This window comes from Pararhizobium sp. IMCC3301 (assembly GCF_030758315.1).
Classification (GTDB): Bacteria; Pseudomonadota; Alphaproteobacteria; order Rhizobiales.
Map to the genome: position 1 here is coordinate 4,359,752 of NZ_CP132336.1, position 17,243 is coordinate 4,376,994.

The following is a 17,243-nucleotide window of genomic DNA, read 5'->3' on the forward strand; positions in this document are numbered from 1 at the left end:
GTCATTCCTTATCATCCAGATCGCCGCTCAGATAGTCATCCGTGGTGCGCACTCTGGGCCGCTCACCGGCATGAAAGGGCGTATTTTCGCCGTGATACTGCGCCTTGACCCGGCAGTCATCACACATCTGTATCAGTTTGGAATTGTCGGAATTGGTGTACATCCAGTGCTTGCCCTCGAGCTTCTCAATCACTTTTGTGATGGTGCTTTTGACGCCGAAAGGCTTGCCGCATTCAATACATGCAAAGGGTTCTTCTTCGTGCAGCACCTGGGGAATAATCGCCTGCTTGGCAAGGTTCAGTTGCGGCTTCAGGGTAATTGCATCTTCCGGGCAGGTGCTTTTGCAGATGCCGCATTGCAGACAGGCGCTTTCCTGAAAATTGACAGCCGGACGATCTGCATTATCAGTCAGCGCACCCACCGGACACAGCGATATGCACGACAGGCAGAGTGTGCATTTGTCCTTATCGATCAGCACAGCGCCGTATGGTGCGCCTGCAGGCAATTCAATCGGCGCCTCCAGATCAGGCGCCAGGGCAATCGATGCTAGCCTCGTGACATCCCTGCGGCCGCCAAGCGGCAGGATAGGTTCCACGTCAAGCGGTTCATGCGGCCGGTCATAGAGAACGTCTTCCAGATCGTCCGGGGTTTCAAGGCGTAACAGGCGCAGGCAATCAGGGTTGTGTCCGCCGCCTTCCAGGATGGCCCGCGCGATCTCTAGTTCAGATTCCGGGGCCGTCATATCCGACTTCGGGTTCATCAGCACAAGCGCTTCGGTAAAGCCGACGCCCATTGCGGCGATCAACTCCGCATGGCCGACGCCTTCGACACTGGCCACTTCAACCGGAATGACGTCTGCAGGCAGCCCGCGGCCGAACCGCGCTGACAGCCGGATCATTTCCGCGCCGTGCTCCTCTTCGTGGAACAACACCCGCGGCGAAACACCGCCGGCCTCGCGAAACGCCACTGACAGGGCGCGCAGCCGGCGGAACAGATAATCCACCGGCGGATCATCATAACTCGCCGCGCCGGATGGGCATACAGCAGCGCAAGCCCCGCAACCGGCGCAAATATTTTCATCAATGAATACCACATCACCAGCTGGGGAAATCGCACCGGTGGGACACACATTCAGGCAGCGCTGGCAACCGGTCTGCTCGGCTCTGGAATGGGCGCAGATCGATGCATCGAACCGGATATAAATCGGCTTTTCGAACGTGCCGACCATGTGCGAGGTATTGAATATGGCGCGCTCGACGGAGAGCTTGTCCTTCGGATCAGCGCGGAAATACCCATCGCGTTTTTCAGGTGCTGGAAACAGCGGTTCATTACCGGTTAGATCAAGAATGATATCGCAGCGCGATTTTGCTCCATTTTTTGGGTCGACAAATCCCGGTTCGCCGCGTCCGGTGCGCTCCATCTGGGCATAATTGTCCACTGTCACTTCAAACCGGCCTGCTGTACCATGGGCCTCGGTAATCGTTCCGATGGCCAGATCATAGCTGCTGACCGGAAGGACGAATTCCGGCGCATTTGTCAGCAGACAGGTGATGGCCAACGTTTCTGACAGCCGCTTCGCGGCTTCCATGGCGGTATCGTTCGTACCCAGAATGAGGCAAATTCCCTGGGATGTAACATCTTTCGAGGGTGTTGGCGGGCGTGGTATCTGCATTTCCGCCAGCAAGGCGGCCTGTTTGGGCAAGGCGTTTTCATCTTCCGTCCAGCCGGCGCGATCGCGGATGTCTACAGTACGCAGGCGATCTGTCGCGCCCATTTCATCGGCCATCGCGACAAAGAAACTTGCTTCCTGTCGGCAGGCAATGACGACTTCGCTGCCCTCTGAAAAGGCGTCACGGGCAATCTGAACCTGATCGGTACACAGAAAACTGCACGCAGTCACACCATCCACGCCCGCCGCCTTGCCAAGCATTTCAGGCTCCAGCGTCATTGACCCGGCGCAATCGCAGACCAGAAGTCGTTTGTTCTTCGTCAATGAAACACCTTTTCTTATTCCAATTGCTGATTGCGGACCACGGCCCGAGAATGCAATTCTTGACCAGGGATTGTTCGGAATGCTGTCATTCTGCCAGCCTGTGGGCCAACCTACAGACCAACCTACAGGCCAGACTACAAGTATGTAAGCGGCATCGACAAGTATCCTTTGGGAGAAGTTCATGGAGACCCGCAAGATTGCAATGCCGCTTGGTATCGTGATCCGCCGCCAGCCCGGATCGACGCGATGGGCCAAATGGGTCTGGCGGGTCGTTGCTGTGCTGCCGGGCGCGGGTGCCGCTGACTGGACCGAGTTGCGGCGCGAAGGCGAAATTGTGGAATACCATGCAGCAACAGTGCCGCTGGAACTGCACCGGGCGGATGCGGAAGCTTATATGGTCTCGCTCAGCATGGAGCCGCCCACAGTCTTTGTCATTCTGAGACGAGATGACGATGCTCAATCACCCCACGAATATGTTGTGCACACCGCAACAGTCTCGGCTTATGAGGCACAGGACTATCAGGACAGCGGCGAGGAAATCATCGAGCCGGTGCCCATGCCTGCCGGGCTGGTGGCGTGGGTACGCTCGTTCACGGATGCTCACTTCGCACAGGAGGAATTCAAAAAACGCAAACGCAAACGGCATTTTGAGGATCTGAAGGAAGATGGCATCGGCGATCCGCGAATCCGCCAGGCAGCAGATATTTATCGCACGCCTTCCCAAACCAAGCCTTCCCAAACCAAGCCTTCCCAAACCAAGCCGGCCCAGACCAAGCCGGCCCAGACCAAGCCAGCCCAGACCAAGCCGGCTCAATCCGGAAATGCCAGACCGGACAAACCCAAGGAAACCCTGCATTGACCGCTGAAGACAAGCCAGATGCCAGCAAGGACGCAGCCGGGCAGGAATTTCTCTCGCGCTGGTCACGGCTGAAAGCTGAGGCCAAAGAAAAGCCGGTTGAAAGTGAAGCTCTGCAGGCGGAGGGCGAAGGCTCTGCGACCAGCGCGGATATGGCTCCGCAATTGACTCCGCAGCAACTGGAAGACATGACGGATGATGAATTGCTGCAGCATTTTGATCTGCCCGAGCCGGACAGCTTGCAGCAGGGGGATGATTTTTCCGCTTTCATGAAAGCCGCTGTGCCGGCCCGTCTGCGCAATCGCGCCCTCAGAAAGCTCTGGCTCAGCAATCCCGCTTTGGCAAATGTCGACATGCTGGTCGATTACGGGGACGATTTTACAGATGCAGCGATGATCGTTCCGGGCATGACGACCGCCTATCAGGTTGGCAGGGGCATTGTCCGCAAGCTGGAAGACCTCGCAGAGCATGACGTTCTGGAAGCGGCTGATACCGAATCGGATGTTGCCGGGGCTGTGCCAGACAGCGCACCGGAACAGCAGCAAGTCTCTGTAGATGACGCGGCCACCGGCCATGCGCAGCAGAATATCGATCCCGTACCAGATGACCATGTGTCCGTCCCGGTTGACGCGTCCGGCGCAAACGAACCGCTCCACTCGGATTCGGAGGAGCCCGGGGATGCCGCCGTTGCTGTCCAGCGCATGCATTTTCGCTTCGAGGCCTGACATGCAATCAGATGCACACCACCGCCCCGGGTTTGCTGCACGGCTTTCGCAGCGGCTGGTTGCAGGCCCGGTCGCAGCCATTGTGTCGCAATGCATACATTGGACAGTTGCGCCCTCCAGTGGTACGCTTGAGGTAGAATTTGGCGTTCGTCGTGCTCGGGGAGGGGTATGACTACGGAAAACACAGCCCGGTTGGAAGATATCAGCGCCGAAGATGTGCTTCGGGCGGATTTGTACGATTTCCTGGGCGCATTTCTGGCGCGCCAGCCCTCCGGCATTCTCCTCACCCAGACTGCAGAATTAAACGGCGATGATAGCGACATCGGTCGTGGCATAGCGGCTCTGGCGCGCCTTGCGGATGCTGTCGATCCCAGGGATGCCCACCGCGAATTCAATGCCCTTTTCATCGGGTTGGGGCGCGGCGAATTGCTGCCTTATGGCAGTTATTATCTGACCGGATTTCTCAATGAAAAACCCCTAGCCAGATTGCGCGGCGATATGGCGCGTCTTGGCATCGAGCGGGAAGACAATGTCTATGAGCCGGAGGACAACATTGCGTCGCTTTGCGAAATGATGGCCGGTCTGATCCGCGGGCGCTTTGGTGCGCCGGCCGGTCTGTCTGAACAAAAGCAATTCTTTGAAGCCCATCTCGCGCCGTGGGCAGAGCTGTTCTTCAAGGATCTGGAAGCTGCCGAAGCATCGGTGCTCTATGCGCCAATCGGAATGATTGGCCGGGCCTTTGTGCATATTGAGCAGGAAGCGTTCCGGATGGAAGGGTAACACCTTTCAAATCAAGAGCCGTCACAGGCGGCTGAAAAAGGAGAGGAAGATGAGCGAAAAAGCGACGACTGCCAGCCGGCGGGATTTTCTCAAGCTTGCAGGTGCCGGTGCGCCGGTTGCTGCCGTAGCGGCTGTTACTGGCGGCGTGGAAGCGGAAGCTGCCGAGCCGGTTACAGGTGAAGGTCTGCGCAAGACAGATCATGTGAAAAAATATCTGGAAACGGCACGATTCTGAGGAAAACTCGGGGAAAATCATCTCCAGGTGACGGTTGCGTGACGCCCAGAGCCTGCATGATCTGTCCCTGTTGGTTTGCAAAAGGCCAACAAAACAACCGGGCCGCAAGGCTCTTTTGGAGGAATACCAATGCTTAGGAAAAAGACGAACGGGGTTGCGCGACGCTCCCGTGATGAGTCAGTCCTATCCCGTGTGGCATCGACTTCGATAGACCGGCGCGGATTTCTGCGCGGTTCCGGTCTCGCTGTCGGCGGACTGGCAGCGCTGACTGCAACTGGTGGCACAGTGCGCCGGGCAGGCGCCCAGGCTGCAACAGCTGGCAAGGTCAAGAACATCAAATCGGTTTGTACACATTGCTCGGTGGGTTGCACTGTCATTGCGGAAGTCGAGAATGGAGTATGGATCGGCCAGGAGCCTGGCTGGGACAGCCCGTTCAATCTGGGCGCTCATTGCGCCAAAGGCGCGTCAGTGCGCTCTCATGCCCAGGGCGAACGCCGTCTGAAATATCCGATGAAACTCGTCAATGGCGAATGGACCCGCTTGAGCTGGGATACCGCCATCGACGAGATCGGCGACGGCATGATGAAAATGCGCGAGGAAAGCGGCCCGGATTCGGTCTATTGGCTGGGCTCCGCCAAGCACAGCAACGAACAGGCTTACCTGTTCCGCAAGTTTGCCGGATATTGGGGCACCAATAATGTGGATCACCAGGCCCGCATCTGTCACTCAACCACAGTGGCCGGTGTCGCGAATACCTGGGGCTATGGAGCGATGACCAATAGCTACAATGACATTCACAACTCCAAGGCGATCTTCATCATCGGCGGAAATCCGGCGGAAGCTCATCCGGTTTCGCTGCTGCATATCTTGCGCGCAAAAGAGCAGAACAATGCGCCCCTGATCGTATGTGATCCGCGCTTCACCCGTACAGCTGCGCATGCCGATGAATATGTGCGCTTCCGTCCCGGTTCCGATGTGGCGCTGATCTGGGGTCTTTTGTGGCACATTTTCGAAAATGGCTGGGAAGACAAGGAATTCATCCGGACCCGCGTCTGGGGCATGGACCAGATCAAGGAAGAAGTTTCCAAATGGACCCCTGAAGAGGTTGAGCGCGTAACAGGCGTGCCGGGTTCGCAGATGCGCCGCGTTGCCCGTACAATGGTCAATAACCGGCCGGGCACCGTGATCTGGTGCATGGGTGGCACCCAGCACACTACCGGCAACAACAACACCAGGGCCTATTGTGTGCTCCAGTTGGCGCTCGGCAATATGGGCACCTCTGGCGGCGGCACCAATATTTTCCGCGGCCACGATAATGTGCAGGGCGCAACCGATCTGGGCGTTCTGTCCCATACTTTGCCGGGCTATTACGGTCTTGCAATGGGATCCTGGGCTCATTGGGCCCGAGTCTGGGAAGAAGATCTGGACTGGCTGAAAGGGCGGTTCGCAACAATCAAGGGTGCCGATGGCAAGGACAAGAACCTGATCACCGAGACAGGTATTCCCGTTTCGCGCTGGATCGATGGTGTTCTTGAAGATGTCGAGAACATGGATCAGGACACCAATGTCCGCGCCATGGTGCTGTGGGGTCATGCTCCGAATTCCCAGACCCGCATGGTTGAAATGAAAACGGCGATGGAAAAACTCGACATGCTTGTCGTGGTCGATCCCTATCCAACAGTGTCTGCCGTTCTGTCCGACCGCAAGGATGGCGTCTATCTGCTGCCAGCCAGCACGCAGTTTGAAACCTATGGCTCGGTGACCGCATCAAACCGCTCGCTGCAATGGCGCGACAAGGTGGTTGAGCCGCTGTTCGAAAGCCTTCCTGACCATACAATCCTGGCGAAATTCGCCAAGAAATTCGGTTGGGCAGACCGCTTCTTCCGCAACATTGCTCTGGACGGTGACGAGCCGGTGGTTGAAGACATCACCCGCGAGTTCAACCGCGGCATGTGGACGGTCGGCTATACCGGCCAGTCTCCGGAGCGGATGAAGCTTCACATGGCCAATCAGCATACCTTTGACCGCACCACGCTGCAGGCGATTGGCGGTCCTGCGGATGGTGATTATTACGGCCTGCCATGGCCTTGTTGGGGAACTCCTGAATTGGGCCATCCGGGAACACCGAACCTTTATGATATGTCGAAACGTGTCAGTGAAGGCGGCCTGACTTTCCGTGCCCGTTTCGGTGTGGAACGCAATGGTGACAATCTGCTGGCGGAAGGCGTCTATTCGCTCGGCTCTGAAATACAGGACGGTTATCCCGAATTCACCTATGCCATGTTGAAAGAGCTGGGCTGGCACACCGATCTGACCGATGTGGAGCGTGCAGAAATTGCACGCGCCGGCGGCATTCCGGAATTCCAGAAAGGTCAGGAGGAAGTCGGCGAAGCCGGCATGAGTCCATTCCCGTCAGACTTTGATGACAAGGTCGCAAAGGTGAACTGGAAGATCGATCTGTCCGGAGGCATTCAGCGGGTGGCCATCAAGCATGAATGCGCTCCCTTCGGCAATGCCAAGGCCCGAGCGGTGGTCTGGACTTTCCCGGACCCGATACCGCTGCATCGCGAACCGCTTTACACCAACCGCCGCGATCTGGTCGAAGATTATCCGACCTATGAAGATCGCAAGTTCTACCGTCTGCCGACGCTTTACGCCACGATCCAGAAGCAGGACTTCTCAAAGGATTATCCAATGATCCTGACATCCGGCCGGCTGGTCGAATATGAGGGCGGTGGTGATGAAAGCCGGTCCAATCCCTGGCTTGCGGAACTACAGCAGGACATGTTCGTGGAAATCAATCCACGGGATGCCAATAATCTTGGAGTTCGCGATGGTCAGCAGGTCTGGCTTGAAGGACCTGAGGGCGGCAAGGTGAAAGTCATGGCGATGGTTACGGAACGTGTCGGTTCCGGGGTAGCGTTCATGCCGTTCCACTTTGGCGGTCAGTTCCAGGGCGAGGACCAGCGACACAAATATCCAAAAGGTGCCGATCCATATGTGCTCGGTGAATCTTCAAACACAGCTCAGACTTACGGCTATGACTCGGTCACTCAAATGCAAGAGACCAAGGCAACGCTCTGTAAGATCTGGTCGGCATAGGGGAGAATAGATTATGGCACTTGGAGGACAGGCTAGAGCCAAATTCCTGTGCGACGCGGAACGCTGTATCGAATGCAACGCCTGCGTCACTGCCTGCAAAAACGAGCATGAAGTGCCCTGGGGCATCAATCGCCGCCGTGTCGTGACCATCAATGATGGCACACCGGGAGAACGCTCCATTTCAGTTGCATGTATGCACTGTTCGGATGCGCCGTGTATGGCGGTGTGTCCGGTGGACTGCTTCTATCAGACCGAAGACGGCATTGTGCTTCACTCGAAGGATCTGTGCATCGGTTGCGGATATTGCTTCTATGCGTGTCCGTTCGGCGCGCCGCAATATCCTCAGGCCGGCAATTTCGGATCACGCGGCAAAATGGACAAATGTACGTTCTGTGCCGGCGGCCCGGAAGAAGCCAACTCGACCGTCGAGTTCCAGAAATACGGCCGTAACCGTATCGCGGAAGGCAAATTGCCGATCTGTGCGGAAATGTGCTCCACCAAGGCGTTGCTGGCTGGCGATGGTGACGATGTGTCCGCGATCTATCGCGAACGTGTCGTGGCCCGCGGCTTCGGTTCCGGCGCCTGGGGTTGGGGCACGGCTTATGGCCAGAAGGGCAATTAGGGCAAATTGCCCGGTTCCCGACTGACCGGCCTTCGACCATGGCAACGACTGAAACGGGCCGCCGCAAGCGGCCCGTTTTCGCCTTGTCCGGGCAGATAGACCGAACGTGCCAGCCGGGCTGGTTCACACTCAGATAAGCGCTTGTTCAAAGGACACTGCCAGTATGTTTGCTTCCAGTATGTTCGCTTCAGTTTCAGCTCCACTGAAAATGGGTTTCCTGAAAAGTCTGGCTGTTGCGTTTCTGATGATAATCGGAACTGTTTTCATCAACAGCCCGATGATGGCGCAGACCTCCGGATCGGCAGTCAGGCCCCCTGAAACCGTGGATCCGCAGGTGGCCCGGCCCTCTACCGGCGGAGGCCAGACGCTTGAAGACATTCTGCGCCGTCAGCGTGGATTGCCGGTTGATGATGCGTTCCGGCGCGCGCAAACCGGCGCGCGGGCGAATGCCGATGCGATCACTTCACAACTTGGCACCAGAGGGGCGGCATCTGATTCAGATATCTTCCGGCAACTGCGCTTCGGCGTTGGTGATGTGAATGTCTCCACCGGCCGGCCGGTCGATACCATTCTCATTCAGGATGGCGGCATGCGCTGGCTGGAATGGCGCAAAGGGCCGGTGGCCCGATACGGTGCCTATGCACTTGGCGGTATGCTGGTGTTACTGGCCGTGTTTTATCTCATCCGTGGCCGCATCAAGGTTGAGCATGGCCTTTCCGGTATTCTGATCCACCGTTTCTCGGCGATCGAGCGTTTTGGCCATTGGCTGCTGGCGGTATCCTTTATCCTGCTGGCCCTGACCGGGCTGTGGCTGCTGTTCGGCCGAACGGTTCTGATTGAATGGTTCGGGATCGAGCTTTATGCGCAGATCTCCAGCGCCGGAAAATGGGTTCATAACAATGTCGCCTGGGCCTTTATGGCCGGACTTGTTCTGGTTTTCTTCCAGTGGGTATTGCAGAATTTTCCAAACCGCCACGACCTTGTCTGGTTGTTGAAGGGTGGCGGAATTTTCAAGAAGGGCGTTCACCCGCCGTCAAAAAAATTCAATGCCGGCCAGAAGATCATCTTTTGGAGCGTGATCTTGCTGGGCGTGTCGCTCTCCGCATCGGGTATTTCACTCCTGTTTCCATTTGAGTTTCCGCTGTTTGCCGGAACCTTTGCCTGGCTCAATGAAATGGGGTTGCTGATCGGCCAGAATTTCAATCTGCCCACCGAGCTTCAGCCGCATCAGGAAATGCAATATTCTCAATTGTGGCACACGATTGTTGCCTTCATCATGATTGTCATTATTTTAGCTCACATCTATATCGGTTCGGTGGGAATGCAGGGTGCGTTTGCGGCGATGGGTTCCGGCAAGGTGGACAAGAACTGGGCGAGGGAACATCACGATCTGTGGGTCGCCAGGATTGAGGCCGAACAGGATGGCAAGGCCAGAGAAACCGCGCTTCCGGCAGAATAGGGATGGGACCGCCTGCCGATAAAGTGAGAATCTTGTTTGCACTCTCAAGCCTGCTGGCGGCAACGCTGGCAAGCGCAAATGGCGGGTATGAACGCCTTGCCGGCCATGGCGGCCCGGTGATGGGCGTTGCCACCAACCCCGACAATGGCACCAGACTGACCGCAAGCTTTGATTATTCAATCGGTTACTGGCCCGCAAGTGGCACCAATCACAACGCCGCGCCGCTCTGGCTTGAAGGGCATCGGGCGGCTGCCAACAGCGTTGCGTTTCTAGGCAATCATCACGCTGTTTCCGGCGGCGATGATTACGCGCTTATTATCTGGGATCTGCAAACCGGTCAGCCGCTGCATCGTCTGCAAGGCCACCAGGGCAAGGTTCAGTCGGTTGCGGTTTCACCTGACGCCAGGCTGATCGCTTCGGCGGGCTGGGATGGACGCGCCGGCTTGTGGGATGCCAGCACCGGTCAGTTGCTGAACTGGCTGCAGGGCCATACCAGCGCTGTCAACGATGTCGCTTTCAGCAGTGACAGCGCAATTCTCTATACAGCGTCCACTGATGGCACAATCCGGAGCTGGACGATTGCCGAGGGATCGCAGCGCCGCGTTGAGGTCAAACACGGCTTTGGCGTCAATACGCTGGTGGTCAATGACGCGGCTGGATGGCTCGCTTATGGCGGCCTTGATGGCGGCACCCGCATTATCGATATTGCCAGCGGCAATGTGGTGGCGGATGTCACGCTTGACCGCCGCCCCATCCTTTCATTGGCTCTGAGCAATGACAAAACCCGGCTCGCGGTCGGCGATGGTGATGGCTATATCATGGTACTCGATACCTCCGACTGGACCATTGCGCGCGATTTTCGCGCTGCAAAATCAGGCCCGGTCTGGGCTTTGGCCTATGCCAGCGACGGCAGATTGCTGTCCGGCGGACTGGACCGGTCAGCGACACTCTGGCCGCAGGAGGGCAGTGCGGTTGTGCCGGGAATGGCGCAACAGCCGTTTCATCGCCCGCCCTCTGAAATGCAGAACGGCGAGCGCCAGTTCGTCCGCAAATGTTCGATCTGCCACAGTCTTGGAACCGACCCGACCCGGCAGGCCGGACCGCCGCTTGGAGGTCTGTTCGGCCGTGCCGCCGGAACCGTTTCGGGGTATAATTACTCGCCGGCCCTGCGTAAAGCGGACCTGATCTGGGGCGATGAAACCATTGATGCCCTGTTCCGGGTCGGACCGGACGAATTGACGCCAGGCTCGAAAATGCCGATGCAGAGAATTACCGCTGCGCAAGACCGGGTTGATCTGGTAAACTATCTCAGAAGTGCTACCAGCGACCCAAAAACCAGCGACCCGAAAACCAGAGATGGGGGAAATTGATCAGATGCGCGCGTTTCTTTGTGCAATTGTCGCGATTGCCGGTATTGCCATCTTGTTTGACTACGGGCTGGCGCAGCTGGATTATTCCAGCGCGGACAGCCGCACGGGACCGTCAGTACGGCTCGACGAATAATTGTGGGAGCCGGGAAGAGGGGCCTGTATTTCTGTGATCACACATCCGCGCCCAAATCATGACTGAACCGCAATTCCTCACCACCAGAGAACTGGCAGAGCTTCTGCGTGTCAAGGAACGTAAAATCTACGATTTGGCGAATGCTGGCGAATTGCCCTGCCGCCGCGTTACCGGAAAGCTGCTTTTTCCCAAATCCGAAATTGATGCATGGCTGAGCGACACCGCACAGCCTGTCGCAACTGCCGCCACCACATTACCGAATATCGTCGCCGGCAGTCATGACCCGCTTCTTGAATGGGCTATTCGCGAAAGCGGATGCGGTCTTGCGACATTCTTTGATGGCAGTATGGACGGGATCAAACAGCTTCAGGCGGGGCAGGCTCTGGCTGCAGGACTTCATCTAGTCGAGGAAAACGGCCGTGAATGGAACCTGTCCTTTGTTCGCGAAGCCTTTGCGAATGCAGCTATGGTGCTGATGCAATGGGCAGAGCGCGAACAGGGCCTGATTCTGTCTCGCGCGCTGCAGAACGTCACTTCGTTGTCCGATTTGAAAGGCCTGCGGATTGCTCAGCGCCAGCCTGCATCCGGGGCCGGGCGGTTGTTTCATCACGCACTGCATGCCAGCGGGATGGGCCCGGAGGATTTTGAAATACCCGCAGATTTTGCCCGCACCGAGACCGATGCCGCTCTGGCTGTTGTCTCTGGCCGGGCCGATGCAGCGCCGGGGCTTGCCGGTCTGGCCCGGCAATTCGATCTGGGGTTTCTGCCAATTGCAACCGAGCGATATGATCTGCTGATTGACCGCCGCTCCTGGTTTGAGCCGCCAATGCAGACTTTACTGAGCTTTTGCCGCTCTTTGGAATTCCGGCAACGGGCTGACGAGCTGGGCGGTTACCACCTGACCGGCCATGGAAAAATTCATTGGAACGGATAACGCCCTAATGCGCATTCGGAAAGAACAGTTGCTGGCCCTTTTTGCGGTAGGCGGCAATTGCGCTCTGGCCTTGCGATGACAGAATCCAGTTGATGAATTTGCTTGCCATTTCGGTTTTCACATTCGGGCAGCGCGCAGGATTGATATCAATGATGCCATATTGGTTGAACAGTGCCGGGTCCCCTTCAACCAGAATCCTGTGATTGACCTTGTTGCCGAACGCGATCCAGGTGGCCCTGTCGGTCATCACATAGGCATCCATCCCGACACTGACATTGAGCGTTGCTCCCATGCCGGAGCCGGTTTCGCGATACCAGCCTCCGCTGGCGGCCACCGCGTCGATGCCAGCCTTGTTCCACAGCGAGAGTTCCTTTTTATGAGTGCCGCTGTCGTCACCTCTGGAGGCAAAGACAGAGCCTTTAGCTGCGATCATCTGCAAAGCCGTTGTTGCGTCTGTACTGCCTGCGATTCCCGCAGGGTCGTTCTGCGGTCCCACAATGACAAAATCATTATACATCACGTCAGACCGCGTCAGCCCATAGCCTGCGGCGACGAAGTCTTCTTCCGACGCTTTGGCGTGAACCAGCAACACATCGCCATCGCAGTTTTTGGCATTTTTGATAGCCTGACCGGTTCCCACGGCGACAACCCGTACCTCGATATTCGAAGCCGCGGTAAATTGCGGCAAGATGGCATCATAGAGACCCGAATTCTGCGTCGAAGTGGTGGATTGCACGATGATGAATGCCCTGGCCAATGCGGGGCCGGCGGACAGACCGGCCATAGTGAGACAGAGAAAGAAGGCTATCATCCGGGTCATGTTAATGGTTCCAATTGATTGTCTCAGACCAGCAGTTCACCACCGAGATAGGCCGCCGCTTCGGGGGACTGCGGTTCGGTGAAAAACCGGGCCGACGGGGAATGTTCGACAGCAAAGCCCTGATGCAGAAACACCACATCGGATGCCAGTCGTCTGGCCTGGCCGATATCATGCGTGACCAGAACAATTTTGGTTCCGCCTGCCGCAGTCAGGCGGATCAGATTTTCAATTGACAATGTCGCTTGTGGATCAAGGCTGGCTGTGGGTTCATCCAGCAACAGCAGCTTGGGATCGGCAGCCAGCGCGCGCACGACAGCCAGGCGCTGTTTTTCGCCGCCAGATAATTTTCTTGCCGGCGCATGGGCAACTGCTTCCAGATTTGCCATTTTCAGAAGCGCAGACAGCCGCAGCGGACGCTGCTTTCGAGCGATGCCGCCCAGCTTCAGGGCGTGGTTCAAATTGGCCCTGACCGAACGCCGCAGCATAACCGCTGTCTGAAACACCAGCGCCACATTGCGTTGCGTCAGACCGCATTCGCGAACATGCCCACTGGTCGGTGCCAGCAACCGTGCCAGAAGCCGCAAGGTAAGAGATTTGCCCGCCCCATTGGGTCCCATTAATGTGGTGATGCCATCATTGTGCAGTGACAGGTTCAGACCGTCGAGCAGATTCCTGGAGCCTTCGCGGAAAACCACATTTTCCATATGGACAACCAGTTTCCGCGCGCTTGGCAATTGCCTTTTTTTGATCGGGATGATGGTTGCATCAGGCATAGGAAAGTCGCTCCATGCCGGCGCGAAGCGACATCAGCGCCGCGTTGATTGAGACCGACAGCAGCACCAGAACCAGACCAAGCCCGAGCGCCAGCGCCAACTCGCCTTTCGAGGTTTCCAGCGCAATGGCGGTGGTCATCACACGGGTGACATGGTTGATATTGCCGCCCACGATCATCACAGCACCAACTTCCGCCAGGGCACGGCCGGTGCCGGCCAGAGCCGCTGTGCTCAACGAATAGCGGGCATCCCACAATAGCGTTGTCAGAGTGGCACGCCGGCCCGCACTCATGGAGCGCAGCAATTCGTCATATTCACCATGGAGATCTTCGATGATCTGTCTGGTCAGGGCGGCGATGATGGGGGTCACCAGCAGGGTCTGGGCAATGATCATTGCAGTTGGAGTGTAGAGCAGCTGCCAGCTGCCAAGCGGGCCCGTACTTGATAAAAACAGATAGACGGTCAGGCCGACGACCACCGGCGGCAGCCCCATCAAGGAGCTGATCAGGACGACAACGGTGCCGCGCCCCGGAAAGCGCGCAATGGCCAGGAAAGCACCGGCGGGAAATCCCAGCAGACATGAAATGGCGACGGCGCTGAGAGTAACGCTCAGAGACAGGGAAACGATTTCAACCAGATCCGCATCCAGATTGAAAATCAGACTGAATGCCGCCCCGAAAGCTGCATAGATCTCCGGCACACAGCCCTCCCTAAAGTGCGTTCTGGTGCATTTTTATGCATTATCTGCTGAAATTTACTAAAAGTCACCGCAAAATCAATGCGACAAGCCGGCCAAATTGTCAGATGAGAACCGGCAGCAGAAAAGCGTATGCCGCAAGAATGCAGAAATTACGCTGCGCCGCCCGGTTTCCTGGCTTTACGGAGTTATCGTGGCGTGGCGCTTTGCACAACCGTCAGATAATTGCACCGCGTACTTTAGCCGAGACCCATTCGCTGATCAGAACCGTAAACAGAATGACGAGAAGAATAAGGCTGACCTGCGGCCAGGCCAACGTGTTCAAAGATCCCTGAAGCTGCAACCCGATGCCGCCTGCGCCAACCAGGCCGAGCACGGTGGATTCGCGAATATTGATGTCCCAGCGGAACACCGCAATTCCAGCAAATGCCGGTAATATCTGAGGTACAATCCCATAGGCCATAATCTGCCAGCGGCTGGCGCCGGTGGCAGTGATGGCTTCCACCTGGCTCTGATCGATCTCTTCGATGGCCTCGTAGAGCAATTTTGCACAAAATCCGATCGAGCGAATCGTAATCGCCAGCATACCGGCAAAAATCCCGGGACCAACAATCGCAACCAGCAGCAAAGCCCAGATCAGTGAGTTGATGGAGCGCGAGGAGACTATGATCAACAGCGCAATGGGGCGAATGATATAACGGTTTGGCGTGGTGTTGCGCGCTGCCAGAAACGCCACCGGAACAGCTATGATCAGGGCAAAAAGCGTGCCCAGCGTGGCAATGTTCAAAGTGTCCCAGATCGGCTCCCACAAGGTGTCGATATAGCTCCAGCGCGGCGGCAGGGCGCGCCCGCCAATATCGGCGGCGATGCGCGGTGCATCCCAGACAAACCACCACTCGGTGGCGCTGGAAATCCGCTGCCAGCAAAACATGAAGATCGCTGTTCCGAGCAGCCATGCTGCCCAAATCGTAATTTGTGTCCGGCGTTCCCGTCTTTGCCAGACCTTCGGTCCGTTTTCGGGTGAAATTACGGGCATTACTGAACCTTTGCGCGAATGATGCCGGACAGATATTCCAGCGCCATAACGACGATTATTATGATGAGGAGGATGGCCGCGGCTGTATCGAATTCATAGCGGTCAAAGGCGGTGTTGAGCGTCGCACCGATGCCGCCGGCACCGACCAGGCCGAGCACTGCGGATTCCCGGAAATTGATATCCAGACGGTAGATTGACAGCCCGATCAGGCGCGGCATGATCTGCGGCTGAACACCGTAATTGATCCATTGCATCCAGTTGGAGCCGGTTGCCCGTATCGCCTCTGCCGGAGCCCTGTCCATGGCTTCGATTTCCTCAGCGAGCAATTTGGCGAGAAAGCCGATTGTCGCAAAGCTGAGGGTGAGAAACCCTGCCAGAGGCCCGAAACCGAAAATCGCCACCAGCAGGATTGCGACAATGATTTCGTTGAGAGCGCGTGACAGTGCAACAATACCGCGGCACAGATAATAGACCGGAAGGGGCGCAATATTTCGGGCCGCGCCAAGACCGATCGGAATTGAAATCATGATGCCCACAACTGTGGAGGTCACGGTTATGATAACGCTTTCAATCAGACCTTCCTTGATGTCGACTGCCCGGGAGGTGAAATCAGGATTGGCAAACCCCAGCATAAACTGCAGACCGCGATCCAGGCCCTCATACACCCGTGACCAGTTCACATCGAATGAAAAAAAAGCCAGCACAAGATAGATGATTGCACCCAGCGCCATGCCCCAGCGCAGCACGGGAGAGCTGATAAAGGGGGGCTTTCGCCACTGCCTGCCGATCAACTCTTCCAGCTGGACGTCTGGATGCAAGGTCGCGGCGCGGCTCATGATGCGACTATCGGCTGGTCGTCTTCATCCACTTTCTGGATGGTTTCCTTCCAGTCTTCCTCGCCATAGATTTTGGTCAGGACGTCTGCGGACAGAGCATCGGGCGGCCCATCAAACTGAACTTCGCCAAAGCGCAGGCCGATAACGCGCTGCACGAACATCTGTGCAAGTGCGACATCGTGAATGTTGATGATGGCAGCCAGATCTCTTTCCTCGCACAGCTCACAGATCAGCCGCATGATCTGGCGTGAGGTTTTCGGGTCCAAAGAGGCGGTCGGCTCATCTACGAGAAGCAGGGCCGGGTTCTGAATCAGAGCCCGCGCTATGCCAACCCTTTGTCTTTGACCGCCGGACAATTCGTCTGCACGCTTGTCCGCCATCGCCAGCAGACCGACGCGGTCTAGCAGCCGAAAAGCCTCATCGACATCGTTTTGCGGAAATTTGCGGAAAAAGCTGCGCCAGAATCCGACATATCCCAGACGGCCGGACAGGACGTTCTCCATCACGGTCAACCGCTCGACCAGAGCATACTCCTGGAAAATCATGCCCATCCTGCGGCGTTCCTTGCGCAGACCACGGGATCCCAGAGCGGTCAGATCGGTGCCGTCCAGTATCGCCTTGCCGGACGTTGGAGCGACCAGCCGGTTGATGCAGCGGATCAGAGTTGATTTGCCAGCCCCGGAGGGGCCGATAAGCGCAACAACCTGACCGCTGGGAATCTCCAGGCTTACATCCGTCAATGCTTTGTCGCCAGTCGGGTAGATTTTTGTAAGCTGTTCTAATTTCAGCATTAATGCCTCATGGGAAACGCGTAAAGAACGGGTGTGCAATCCCGTTTAGAATTGCACACCCGTCATATCAGTCCAGAATAA

At 56.9% G+C, this 17,243-nt stretch carries 17 protein-coding genes; 10 read left to right on the top strand and 7 right to left on the bottom strand.

What is annotated here, in order from left to right; translation table 11 throughout:
• Window position 1: 1 nt before the first annotated feature.
• A complete protein-coding gene (locus tag RAL88_RS20710) occupies window positions 2-1,993 on the bottom strand; it encodes a 4Fe-4S binding protein (protein WP_306266101.1) in 1,992 nt (663 codons plus the stop codon).
• A gap of 181 nt (window positions 1,994-2,174) precedes the next feature.
• On the opposite strand from RAL88_RS20710, the gene RAL88_RS20715 reads away from it, so the two are divergent.
• From RAL88_RS20715 to RAL88_RS20760, 10 genes are all read left to right on the top strand, one after another.
• Window positions 2,175-2,852, top strand: coding sequence for a DUF3305 domain-containing protein (locus tag RAL88_RS20715; RefSeq protein ID WP_306266102.1), 678 nt, complete (start codon window positions 2,175-2,177; stop codon window positions 2,850-2,852).
• Complete coding sequence (locus RAL88_RS20720) at window positions 2,849-3,574, top strand: DUF3306 domain-containing protein (protein ID WP_306266103.1); 726 nt, start codon at window positions 2,849-2,851, stop codon at window positions 3,572-3,574. The genes RAL88_RS20715 and RAL88_RS20720 overlap by 4 nt, the downstream gene beginning before the upstream one ends.
• A 168-nt stretch (window positions 3,575-3,742) precedes the next feature.
• Window positions 3,743-4,354 (top strand): molecular chaperone, encoded by a 612-nt coding sequence (locus tag RAL88_RS20725; protein ID WP_306266104.1) that lies wholly within the window; start codon window positions 3,743-3,745, stop codon window positions 4,352-4,354.
• Window positions 4,355-4,403: 49 nt separating this feature from the next.
• Entirely contained in the window at window positions 4,404-4,589 is a 186-nt protein-coding gene (locus tag RAL88_RS20730; protein ID WP_306266105.1) for a twin-arginine translocation signal domain-containing protein, read from the top strand.
• A 129-nt stretch (window positions 4,590-4,718) separates the two neighbouring features.
• A complete protein-coding gene (locus RAL88_RS20735) occupies window positions 4,719-7,691 on the top strand; it encodes a formate dehydrogenase subunit alpha (protein ID WP_306266106.1) in 2,973 nt (990 codons plus the stop codon).
• A 13-nt stretch (window positions 7,692-7,704) separates the two neighbouring features.
• Complete coding sequence (gene fdh3B, locus RAL88_RS20740; RefSeq protein WP_306266107.1) at window positions 7,705-8,313, top strand: formate dehydrogenase FDH3 subunit beta; 609 nt, start codon at window positions 7,705-7,707, stop codon at window positions 8,311-8,313.
• A 163-nt stretch (window positions 8,314-8,476) separates the two neighbouring features.
• On the top strand, window positions 8,477-9,772 hold the full coding sequence (locus RAL88_RS20745) for a formate dehydrogenase subunit gamma (RefSeq protein WP_306266108.1): 1,296 nt from the start codon (window positions 8,477-8,479) through the stop codon (window positions 9,770-9,772).
• 32 nt (window positions 9,773-9,804) lie between these two features.
• Complete coding sequence (locus RAL88_RS20750; protein ID WP_306266109.1) at window positions 9,805-11,142, top strand: c-type cytochrome; 1,338 nt, start codon at window positions 9,805-9,807, stop codon at window positions 11,140-11,142.
• Window positions 11,143-11,146: 4 nt separating this feature from the next.
• Window positions 11,147-11,275 (top strand): hypothetical protein, encoded by a 129-nt coding sequence (locus RAL88_RS20755; RefSeq protein WP_306266110.1) that lies wholly within the window; start codon window positions 11,147-11,149, stop codon window positions 11,273-11,275.
• Window positions 11,276-11,333: 58 nt separating this feature from the next.
• The gene (locus RAL88_RS20760) at window positions 11,334-12,209 is read left to right on the top strand and encodes a helix-turn-helix transcriptional regulator (RefSeq protein WP_306266111.1); all 876 of its coding nucleotides are present in this window, start codon (window positions 11,334-11,336) and stop codon (window positions 12,207-12,209) included.
• Between the two features lie 4 nt (window positions 12,210-12,213).
• Here the strand turns inward: RAL88_RS20760 and RAL88_RS20765 are convergent, their stop codons facing one another.
• The 6 genes from RAL88_RS20765 to phnC all read right to left on the bottom strand — a co-directional run bounded on the left by RAL88_RS20765 (window position 12,214) and on the right by phnC (window position 17,162).
• Window positions 12,214-13,029: a substrate-binding domain-containing protein gene (locus RAL88_RS20765; protein ID WP_306266112.1), complete on the bottom strand. Its 816-nt coding sequence runs from the start codon at window positions 13,027-13,029 to the stop codon at window positions 12,214-12,216.
• A gap of 23 nt (window positions 13,030-13,052) precedes the next feature.
• Window positions 13,053-13,802, bottom strand: coding sequence for an ATP-binding cassette domain-containing protein (locus RAL88_RS20770; RefSeq protein WP_306266113.1), 750 nt, complete (start codon window positions 13,800-13,802; stop codon window positions 13,053-13,055).
• Complete coding sequence (locus RAL88_RS20775) at window positions 13,795-14,502, bottom strand: ABC transporter permease (RefSeq protein WP_371932124.1); 708 nt, start codon at window positions 14,500-14,502, stop codon at window positions 13,795-13,797. Before RAL88_RS20775 ends, RAL88_RS20770 begins: the two co-directional genes overlap by 8 nt.
• A gap of 214 nt (window positions 14,503-14,716) precedes the next feature.
• Window positions 14,717-15,535, bottom strand: coding sequence for a phosphonate ABC transporter, permease protein PhnE (phnE, locus tag RAL88_RS20780; RefSeq protein WP_306266114.1), 819 nt, complete (start codon window positions 15,533-15,535; stop codon window positions 14,717-14,719).
• A complete protein-coding gene (gene phnE, locus RAL88_RS20785; protein WP_306266115.1) occupies window positions 15,535-16,371 on the bottom strand; it encodes a phosphonate ABC transporter, permease protein PhnE in 837 nt (278 codons plus the stop codon). Before phnE (RAL88_RS20785) ends, phnE (RAL88_RS20780) begins: the two co-directional genes overlap by 1 nt.
• Entirely contained in the window at window positions 16,368-17,162 is a 795-nt protein-coding gene (gene phnC / locus RAL88_RS20790) for a phosphonate ABC transporter ATP-binding protein (RefSeq protein ID WP_306266116.1), read from the bottom strand. Before phnC ends, phnE (RAL88_RS20785) begins: the two co-directional genes overlap by 4 nt.
• Window positions 17,163-17,243 lie beyond the last annotated feature (81 nt).

Coding starts and splice junctions, on each gene's coding strand:
- phnE (WP_306266114.1), bottom strand. CDS start 15,535: ATGCCCGTAATTTCACCCGAAAACGGACCGAAGGTCTGGCAAAGACGG.
- fdh3B (WP_306266107.1), top strand. CDS start 7,705: ATGGCACTTGGAGGACAGGCTAGAGCCAAATTCCTGTGCGACGCGGAA.
- RAL88_RS20755 (WP_306266110.1), top strand. CDS start 11,147: ATGCGCGCGTTTCTTTGTGCAATTGTCGCGATTGCCGGTATTGCCATC.
- RAL88_RS20735 (WP_306266106.1), top strand. CDS start 4,719: ATGCTTAGGAAAAAGACGAACGGGGTTGCGCGACGCTCCCGTGATGAG.
- RAL88_RS20765 (WP_306266112.1), bottom strand. CDS start 13,029: ATGACCCGGATGATAGCCTTCTTTCTCTGTCTCACTATGGCCGGTCTG.
- RAL88_RS20745 (WP_306266108.1), top strand. CDS start 8,477: ATGTTTGCTTCCAGTATGTTCGCTTCAGTTTCAGCTCCACTGAAAATG.
- phnE (WP_306266115.1), bottom strand. CDS start 16,371: ATGAGCCGCGCCGCGACCTTGCATCCAGACGTCCAGCTGGAAGAGTTG.
- RAL88_RS20770 (WP_306266113.1), bottom strand. CDS start 13,802: ATGCCTGATGCAACCATCATCCCGATCAAAAAAAGGCAATTGCCAAGC.
- phnC (WP_306266116.1), bottom strand. CDS start 17,162: ATGCTGAAATTAGAACAGCTTACAAAAATCTACCCGACTGGCGACAAA.
- RAL88_RS20715 (WP_306266102.1), top strand. CDS start 2,175: ATGGAGACCCGCAAGATTGCAATGCCGCTTGGTATCGTGATCCGCCGC.
- RAL88_RS20760 (WP_306266111.1), top strand. CDS start 11,334: ATGACTGAACCGCAATTCCTCACCACCAGAGAACTGGCAGAGCTTCTG.
- RAL88_RS20730 (WP_306266105.1), top strand. CDS start 4,404: ATGAGCGAAAAAGCGACGACTGCCAGCCGGCGGGATTTTCTCAAGCTT.
- RAL88_RS20725 (WP_306266104.1), top strand. CDS start 3,743: ATGACTACGGAAAACACAGCCCGGTTGGAAGATATCAGCGCCGAAGAT.